Source organism: Lutibacter sp. (assembly GCF_041562875.1).
In the GTDB taxonomy this organism is placed as follows: domain Bacteria; phylum Bacteroidota; class Bacteroidia; order Flavobacteriales; family Flavobacteriaceae; genus Lutibacter.
On sequence record NZ_JBFFOE010000030.1, the window covers coordinates 21,767 to 29,814 of the forward strand.

The following is an 8,048-nucleotide window of genomic DNA, read 5'->3' on the forward strand; positions in this document are numbered from 1 at the left end:
TTTAGTTACTACATAATCATAATAGTAAAATTACATTTGGCTAAAAATCAAAAACATATAAAAATGAAAAAATATTTTAAAACATTAGTTTTATTACTAATTGTTATTTCTATTAATTTAGGTTGTGAAAATAAACAACAAAAGAAGAACCAAGCAGGAGAAACTTCAGTTACACAAGGAAATTTAGGTGAAGTTATAGAAATTTCGCCTTCTGAATTTAAAGAAAAATCAATCAATCATACAATTATTGATATTAGAACACCTTATGAGTTTAAGCAAGGATATATTGAAGGTGCAGTAAATATTAATTTATATGACAGGGAATTCCTTGAAAAATTTGAAAATTATAACAAAAATGAACCTATTTTTTTGTATTGTAGATCAGGAAACAGAACTTCATCAGCAGCTAAAAAACTTATAAAAGCGGGTTTTATGCAGGTTTATGATTTACAAGGCGGAATTTTAAATTGGGAAAAGAATAAAAATAAAATAAAAAAAGAGTAATGTTAAAAAGAACACTAATTTTTGTATCCTTATTAAGTTTATTTTCTTGTAATAAGAAGCTTTCAGAAAAAGAGAAAGTGGCATATATTTCAACAGGAAAAGAAATTACTCAAGCAACTTTTAATGAATTGAGTACTAATTTAATGGCTCAAATGAAATTAGGAGGTCCAATGCAAGCCATTCCATTTTGTAATTCAGAGGCAATGCCAATTACAAAAAAAATGGAAGAGAAATTTAATGTTTCCATTAAGAGAGCATCAGATAAGTTAAGAAATTCTGAAAATAAAGCTACTGAGCGTGAATTACAAATTATTAGTGATTACAAAAGTGCTTTGAAAAATAACACAGAATTGATCCCTATTGTTGAGATTAATAAATACAAAAACATACAATTTTACGCTCCAATTATTATTGATAGTAAGTGTTTGGCTTGTCATGGTAAATTGGGAGAAGAATTAAATGTAAAAACAGATTCTTTGATAAAAACATTGTATCCAGAAGATGTAGCAGTAGGTTATAAAGTGGGAGAGCTAAGAGGAATTTGGAGTATAGAATTTTAAAATAATTAATATGGCAAAAGTTGTTGTTTTAGGAGCTGGAATATCTGGTCACACAGCAGTTTCTTATTTAAGTAGAGCACTAAAAAAAGGTCATGAAGTTGTAATGGTTTCGCCTAATAGTAATTTTCAATGGATTCCTTCTAATATTTGGGTTGGAGTCGGTTTAATGACACCAGATCAGGTTAAATTTGAATTAGCACCAGTTTATAAAAAAATGGGTGTTAATTTCAAACAGGCATTAGCTACGTCTATTCATCCTGAAGGTGATGCAGAAAATGAAAAAGGATTTGTTACTATTAAATATGTTTCAAAAGATAATGAAGGAAAAGAAGAGAAAGTAACGTATGATTATTTAATAAATGGAACAGGCCCAAAACTTAATTTTGAAGCTACTGAAGGATTAGGACCAACTAAATTCACTCAATCTGTTTGTACATATGATCACGCAGCACATGCTTGGGAAAAACTTCAAGAGTCTTTAAAGAAAATGGAGAATGGTGAAAAGCAAACATTTTTAGTTGGCACAGGACATGCATTGGCAACTTGCCAAGGAGCTGCATTTGAGTATGTTTTAAATGTAGCTTTTGAAATTAAAAAAAGAAAATTGGCACATTTAGCTGATATATGGTGGATTTCTAATGAATATGAATTAGGTGATTTTGGTATGGGAGGTGCCTATATTAAAAGAAATGGATATATAACTCCTACAAAAATATTTACGGAATCTATTTTAAAAGAATATGGAGTTAATTGGATAAAAAGAGCTGGAGTTCAAAAAGTAGAAGAAGGAAAAGTTTATTATGAAAACTTAAGAGGAGAATATCACACAAAAGAATTTGATTTTGCAATGTTAATTCCTGGTTTTGCAGGTGCAGGTATGAAAGCTTTTGATAAAGAAAATAAAGATATTAGTTTAGAAGTTTTTGCAGGTAATGGAATGATGAAAGTTGATGCAGATTATACGCTAAAAGCTTATGAAGATTGGAGAGCTGAAGATTGGCCCTCAACATATAAAAGTGTGAATTATGAAAACATATACGCTGCGGGTATTGCTTTTGCTCCACCTCATGGTATGTCTAAACCAATGGAAAGTCCAAACGGAACTAAAATATTTCCTACACCACCAAGAACAGGAATGCCTTCAGGTGTAATAGGTAAAATAGTGGCACAAAATATTATTCATTCTATTAAAGTTGGAAAAATTGAACATCCTCATACAGCATCTATGGCAAAAATGGGTGCCGCCTGTATTGTCTCAGCTGGATATGGATTGTTTAAAGGTCAAGCAGCCGTTATGACTGTAAATCCTATTGTGCCAGATTGGGAAAAATACCCAAAATGGGGAAGAAACATTAAAGATACTGTTGGAGTTGTTGGAACAGCTGGCCATTGGATGAAGCTATTTATGCACTATATGTTTTTATATAAAGCAAAAGCAAAACCATTTTGGTGGTTAATTCCTGAATAGTAAATTTGTAATTAAAGTTTGAATAAAATGGAAAAAAGTAAAGAAAAAACAATACCCTATAGTAATATTTCTTATGGAACAGAGCCTACAAAATTGGTTCGATTTATGAGAGTTTGTTTCATTTATCAGGTGTATAACTTTTTTAAATTAAATTTAAAAGTAATGAAGATTGTTGTTGGAGGTCATTCCTAATGATTTTATTTTTTATAATTTAGCAGTATCTAAAAAATCAAAAGATGACAACAATAGAAATATTAAATTTAAAATGTGGCGGTTGCGCTAATACAGTTAAAAAAGGGATTATTAGTATTGAAGGCGTAAATGAGGTTAATGTTGATGTGGAAACTTCAAAAGTATCTATAGACTCGATTGATGAATCAGTAATAACTTTAGTTAAAAAGAAGTTATCGAGTATGGGTTATCCAGAAATAGGAGATGACAATACCATCATTCATAAAGCTAAATCTTTTGTGAGTTGTGCTACAGGTAGAATGACTTCAGAAGAGTAAAAAATTAATTTTTGTTTAAAAAGCTCGATTAATGTGATTTCAATTACATTAATCGAGCTTTTTATATTTAATTTTCTCATCCTAAAATTATTAACTAAAAATATATAAAATGTCAAAACATTTTCAAGTACTTGTAATAGGTGGAGGTACTGCAGGAATTATGGTTTCTTCCATGTTAAAAAGAAAAAATCCTTCATTGCAAATAGGTATCATTGAACCAGCGGATACACATTATTATCAACCAGCTTGGACATTAGTTGGTGCAAACACTTTTGATTTTGAAGCCACAGCAAAACCAATGACATCATTAATTCCAAATGGAGTAGAATGGATTAAAGAGTTTGCAGACAGTTTTGAGCCTGAAAGTAATAAAGTTAAAACAAAAGATGGGAATGAATTTACATATGATTATTTAGTTGTTGCTCCAGGATTAAGAATGGCCCCAGAATTGGTTGAAGGATTACAAGAAGCAATGGATAAGGGGGTTGTATGTAGTAATTATACCAATCCAAAACAAACTTGGGAAACATTAAAAAACTTTAAAGGAGGTACAGCTTTGTTTACACAACCTGCAACACCAATTAAATGTGGTGGTGCGCCTCAAAAAATTATGTATTTGGCTGATGAGCATTTTAGAAAAGAAGGTGTTAGAGATAAAACAGATATTGTTTTTGCATTGCCTAGCGGTTCCATCTTTGGAGTTAAAATAATTGCAGATACTTTGATGGAAGTAGTTGATAAAAAAGACATCAATGTTCGATTTTTTCATAAATTAGTGAAGGTTGATGCAGATAAAAAAATTGCTTGGTATGAAATTGTAAAAGATTTAACAGGAGGAGGTTGTGTTACTATTGCTGATGGTGATGTGAAATCATTAGATAAAGAAATTCAATATAATTATAAAGATGTAAAAGTTACCAGAGATGGAGATTTATATGGGATTCATTTTGAGATGATGCATTTAGCACCTCCACAAGCGGCTCCTAAATTCATTCAAAATTCTCCTTTAGTTTCTGAAGCAGGTTGGGTTGATGTTAATAGTAAAACAATGCAACATGTAAAATACTCAAATATTTTTGGTTTAGGTGATGCATCAAATTTGCCAACATCTAAAACTGGAGCGGCCATTAGAAAACAAGCACCAGTTGTTGTTGAAAATATTTTGAAATTGATTGAGTCAAATACTATAAGTTCTAAAGAATATAATGGCTATACTTCTTGTCCTTTAGTTACAGGTTATGGTAAAATGGTATTGGCTGAATTTGATTATAATCAAAATTTTGAACCAGATCCTAAATTGAAGCAGTTTCCATTAATGATTAGTGACTCTTCTAAAGAACATTGGCGTTTATGGATTCTAAAAAAATATATGCTTCCTTATTTGTATTGGAACAAAATGATGAAAGGTATAGAAGTTTAATAAAAAAAAAACCGAGGTTTTAACCTCGGTTTTTTTATGCTAAAATTTTAAAGTAGCTCCAATTAAAAAATTTCTGGTTGCCTGTGGATAATACCCTTGCACTTCAAAAGAAGTACCTGGAGTTGACCAATAATCTAAAAAAGTATACCCTCTATCTACATATTCTTTATTTAAAACATTATTTATTAAACCAGAAAACACAATAGATTTAAATATTGACTTGGTTTTTAATTCATATGTCAAGTTAAAATCATTTATAAAATAACTATCTAATTTTGACGCTTTGGTGTCTGTATTGCTTAAATATTGTTCTCCAACATATTTTGAAAGAATGTTAATTTGAAGGTTTTTTATTGGAGCGTAAGTAATAGCGTTTCCTGCTATTATACTTGGGGAAAAGGCAATGTTAGTTGTCCCAATATTTTTACTTTCACCATCTCTTTCTAGTATAAAGTTTTTAATTTTATTAGTACTTAAAGTTAAGTTTTGATTGATGGAAAGAGTGTTAGATATTTTAATGTTTGCATCAACCTCCAATCCAAAACGATAACTGTCTTTTACATTTTCACGTAAATATTCACCAACATCATTTAAACCACCAGTTTGAATTAGTTGATTTTTATATAACATATAATAAAGGTTAGTGTTTAAGTTTAAAATCTCATTTTTTAAGCGATAACCTAGTTCAAAATCATCTAAAATTTCATTGTTAACATTTGGTCCGTTTTTAAAATCATCTCTATTAGGTTCTCTGTTTCCTCTTGCATAAGAAGCGTAAACACTGTTGTTATTGTTAAATTCATATGTTAAACCTAACTTAGGATTAAAGAATTTGTATGATTTGTCAACATTTAATAAGTCTCTGCCTGAAGTAAGTCCATCTGTTTTGTAATTAACAAACCTACCTTGTAAATCAATAAAACTACTAAGCTCATCATTAAGTTTAACTGAAACTTTAGAAAATACGCTAAACTCATTTTTTTTAGCATCACTAAAATAGTAGCGATCTCTTATAGAAGCTTCTGGAGTAAATTGTTTTGCCCAAATTACTTCTCCAAAATGGTCTCCTGTGTAATTACTAAATGATATTCCAGAAATAACTTCTAACTCATTTTTTTTATAGTCAACATTAAAATTTGCAACATAAAAATCGTTATCCAACCATCTTCTAACAATAAGGTCTGTTGCAGGAGTTCCATACCAATCTGTACCTGTAGCTTCTACTATATTGTTGTATTTTGAAACAGCACTTCCTTCTTTAAATTGTTCAAAATATCCTTTTCCTTTTGTGTAGTTTAAACCTAGGTTTGTAGACCAGTTATTATTTAATTTTTCATTCCAGTGTAGTTGATAATGATCTTGCCAATAGTTGTCTGTTTCATTGTCGTATGTATATGGGTTTTGTTTTCTATCTTCTTTTAATTCTTCAGCACTTAAGCCATACCAGGCCTGATATGTTTTTTCCTTATTTCCAAAAGTAATAGCTTTAATTAAGGTATTATCATCTACATAAGCTGCCTGTAAAAAATATGATTTTAAATCTGAATAAGCTCTATCTATATAGCCATCAGAAGAAATTTTAGACAAACGACCTGAAAATTCAATGTGGTCATTTATTTTTCCAGTGCTAAATTTTACAGTGTTTTTAAAAGTGTTGTAAGATCCAACAGAACTACTAATTTCTCCATAAGAATTTTCTGAGATTGCATTAGTTAACAAATTTAAACTTGCTCCAAAAGCTCCAGAGCCATTGGTTGAAGTTCCAACTCCACGTTGTAACTGCATATTTTCAGTTGATGAAGTGAAATCACCTAAATTCACCCAAAAAGTACCTTGACTTTCAGTATCATTATATGGTATTCCATTTAAAGTTACGTTTATCCGTGAAGCATCAGATCCTCTAACTCGTATGTAAGTGTAACCAACTCCTGCGCCAGCATCAGAAGAGCTAGTAACTGATGGTAAATAGTTAAGGAGCATAGGAATGTCTTGTCCTAAATTACGTTTTTCTAATTCTTCTTTAGTTACATTACTATGTGTTACAGGCGAAGTACTTTTTACACGAACTGCAGATACTAATACTTCTTCAAGTACTACAAAACTGTCTGACATGTCAATTGAAATAAATGAATCTTTGGTTAAAATTCCTTTAACTTCCTTTGGTTTACTAATGGAACTTATTATCAAAATATAATTTCCTTCTTTTAAATTTAAAGAAAATTGTCCATTAATGTCAGTTGTGGTTCCAATTTCTGTTCCTTTCACTTGTACATTTACACCTGAGAAGGGTTTAGTTCCGTCAGTTATTTTTCCGGAAAGTGTTAATAATTCTTGAGCATTTACATTTAATGTGAATGCAATCATAAAAAGTGTAATTAAATGTTTCATTTTTTTATAAAATAAAACGATATAAAAAGAGGTAATTAATCGATATTAATTAAATTGTTTCTTAATTCCCTTAACAGCATTACCTGTTCAGGTTCAATGGGTTTGATCTCAGCCGTTTTAGGCACCCCTTTTGAGATGATGCAAAGCTACTTAATAATTCTTCGATTAAGAATATTTTTTTAAGAATATTTTTAAAAGATAAAAAAAGGGATGAGTTTATTATAATATAAAATACTCCAAAGGATTTATAAACAATACTTTGAACCCCTCAAAATAATAGGCAATTTTACTCCAATTTTACTTGTTGTGATATAATATTGGATTAAAAAAATTAAAATTCTGGCCTTTTTCTAAAAGCTTTTTTAAACGCTTGTTTTTTCTTTTTTTCTAATCGTTTTTTAATGCTAGACTTTGTTGGGTTGGTTGGTTTTCTTTTTTTAGGAACTTTTAAACCGTTTGTAATTACTTGTAAAAAACGCGCTTTAACAATTTCTTTGTTTTTATGTTGACTGCGACTTTCATCACAAGTTAATAGTAAGTTTTTTTCTTTGGTAAGTTTTGAACTTAAATTTTTAAATAACAATTCTTTTTCTTCATCAGTAAATCCACCCGAATTTTGTACATCAAAAATCAATTCAATTTTTGAAGAAACCTTGTTTACATGTTGTCCTCCAGCACCACTACTTCTAACTGCTTTAAATTTAAGTTCTTTAAGAATAATTTCTGGATTCATAAAAATAATAATAAAATTTATTTTGCTGAATATGTTTGCAATCCAGATTTTGATGTTAAAATTTTATCAATTTCTATGATTGCATTTTCAAGTCGGGTTTTTTTATCACCTTTCAATAAAATATAGGGGCGATTGTATTTCTTTAAGGCATTTTCAAATGCATTAAACATTTCTAAACGAAGTTCGGGACGATCTCTTAAATCATCTTCTTCCCAAGGAGTATCAATATAAGTAAGTAAATATAAATTGTAGGTGTTTTCTATAGCCGCTTTTTCTAATTCGGGAGCGACATAGCCGCCATAAAATTCTTCAGAATAGACTTTAGTTTCTAATAGGTCTGTATCACAAATTAAAATTTTATCTGCTTTTTTAGCTAAATCATTCTCTAATTTCATTTGGCCAATTGCAATAGGTAATAGATCTGAATTTTCACACGTTTTCCGCTCGTTATTCCATTTGTTTTGTA

General features: G+C 29.8%; 9 protein-coding genes and 1 riboswitch. Of the genes, 6 read left to right on the plus strand and 3 right to left on the minus strand.

Going from position 1 to position 8,048, the window contains the following annotated elements; translation table 11 throughout:
• Positions 1-63: 63 nt before the first annotated feature.
• The 6 genes from ABY863_RS06265 (at position 64) to ABY863_RS06290 (ending at position 4,461) form a co-directional block, all read left to right on the plus strand.
• On the plus strand, positions 64-504 hold the full coding sequence (locus ABY863_RS06265) for a rhodanese-like domain-containing protein (RefSeq protein WP_372793405.1): 441 nt from the start codon (positions 64-66) through the stop codon (positions 502-504).
• Positions 504-1,064 (plus strand): DUF3365 domain-containing protein, encoded by a 561-nt coding sequence (locus ABY863_RS06270; RefSeq protein WP_372793406.1) that lies wholly within the window; start codon positions 504-506, stop codon positions 1,062-1,064. Before ABY863_RS06265 ends, ABY863_RS06270 begins: the two co-directional genes overlap by 1 nt.
• A gap of 10 nt (positions 1,065-1,074) precedes the next feature.
• Complete coding sequence (locus ABY863_RS06275) at positions 1,075-2,532, plus strand: NAD(P)/FAD-dependent oxidoreductase (RefSeq protein WP_372793407.1); 1,458 nt, start codon at positions 1,075-1,077, stop codon at positions 2,530-2,532.
• Between the two features lie 27 nt (positions 2,533-2,559).
• Positions 2,560-2,724 carry a hypothetical protein gene (locus ABY863_RS06280; protein WP_372793408.1) on the plus strand — a complete coding sequence of 55 codons (165 nt, stop codon included), beginning with the start codon at positions 2,560-2,562 and terminating at the stop codon, positions 2,722-2,724.
• A gap of 44 nt (positions 2,725-2,768) precedes the next feature.
• Positions 2,769-3,041, plus strand: coding sequence for a heavy-metal-associated domain-containing protein (locus tag ABY863_RS06285; protein WP_372793409.1), 273 nt, complete (start codon positions 2,769-2,771; stop codon positions 3,039-3,041).
• Positions 3,042-3,150: 109 nt separating this feature from the next.
• Positions 3,151-4,461, plus strand: coding sequence for an FAD-dependent oxidoreductase (locus ABY863_RS06290; RefSeq protein ID WP_372793410.1), 1,311 nt, complete (start codon positions 3,151-3,153; stop codon positions 4,459-4,461).
• Positions 4,462-4,500: 39 nt separating this feature from the next.
• Here the strand turns inward: ABY863_RS06290 and ABY863_RS06295 are convergent, their stop codons facing one another.
• The 3 genes from ABY863_RS06295 to ABY863_RS06305 all read right to left on the minus strand — a co-directional run.
• Entirely contained in the window at positions 4,501-6,849 is a 2,349-nt protein-coding gene (locus ABY863_RS06295; RefSeq protein ID WP_372793411.1) for a TonB-dependent receptor, read from the minus strand.
• Between the two features lie 49 nt (positions 6,850-6,898).
• A riboswitch (TPP riboswitch) is annotated at positions 6,899-6,988 on the minus strand.
• 192 nt (positions 6,989-7,180) lie between these two features.
• Entirely contained in the window at positions 7,181-7,582 is a 402-nt protein-coding gene (arfB, locus tag ABY863_RS06300) for an alternative ribosome rescue aminoacyl-tRNA hydrolase ArfB (RefSeq protein WP_372793412.1), read from the minus strand.
• 17 nt (positions 7,583-7,599) lie between these two features.
• Positions 7,600-8,048: AAA family ATPase (locus ABY863_RS06305; protein ID WP_372793413.1), on the minus strand; the 449-nt coding region annotated here is incomplete at its 5' end.